Annotated in this window: 1 protein-coding gene; it reads left to right on the top strand. The window is 64.0% G+C overall.

Annotated elements, in window-relative coordinates; genetic code table 11:
- Nucleotides 1-245 (top strand): alpha/beta fold hydrolase (locus tag KIK05_RS46435; RefSeq protein WP_214417340.1); only part of this gene is annotated, 245 nt, incomplete at its 5' end.
- Nucleotides 246-967 lie beyond the last annotated feature (722 nt).

Raw genomic sequence — 967 nt, forward strand, 5'->3', positions numbered from 1 at the left:
GCGTGGACAAGCAGATCGAGGTCTGCCTGCAGATGGACCTGCGCGACCAGCTGCACCGCATCACCGCCCCCACCCTGGTGGTGGGCTTCACCGCCGACGAGATGGTGCCCATCGACGGCTCCCGCCAGCTGCACGCCGGCATCAAGGACAGCCACCTGGTCGAGATCCCCGATGAGGGGCACATGGACTGGTTCGTCGACCCCAGCCAGATCATCCGGCTCACCACCGACTTCATCACCGCCTAGGAGCCACGCCATGACCTACCCCAGCCCCCGCTACTTCGGCGAGACCGGCGAAATCAACGCGACGCGGCGCCTCACTTTTCCGGCGGTTGTCTCGTGGGACTGCAGACACCAGGTCGCAATCCTCAAACGACCGGTGGGGTCGAGAAGGGAAGAACTCGCGATGCCCACATGCATGACGACGGAAGCAAGGCAACCCCATGTTGCGCGTCGCGATTACCCCATCAACTGTCGCCGTCTTCGTCCGGGCGATCATCGCGGGGCTATTCATCGTGGTGCTGCTGCACCCGGTCATCGCGAGCTTCTCGTGGTGGCCAAACGGCAGCTCACTCAGGCTCATCCTGTACGCGGCCGGCTTCTGCCTGTGGAGACGCTTGCACCGGCTGCCGCAACGGCCCTTCCTTCCAGCTGACGAGGATCTGCCGACGGCCCGATCGACGTCCTCCGGGGTCACGTCCAGCAGCTCGGCGACACGGGCCCCGTTTGAGGCGGACACGCATCGTGACCATATGCGACGACGAGGGCGAGAGCTCCCTCCTGCCCCTTGCGCTGGGCCCAGCCCTACTTCCTGACTCAAATCGCAGAAATCCGATGAGCCGGGACTGTAAGAACAACGGTGTAACTCCTGATCATGGAGGACACCCCTGATGAGTACTGTGATCCAGGCATCGACGGAGATCGACCTGGAGGACGCCACCGTGGCGCGCAAGAAGCCGGAGGATGCA

Origin of the sequence: Sphaerisporangium fuscum (assembly GCF_018531465.1) — a bacterium.
Classification (GTDB): domain Bacteria; phylum Actinomycetota; class Actinomycetes; order Streptosporangiales; family Streptosporangiaceae; genus Sphaerisporangium; species Sphaerisporangium fuscum.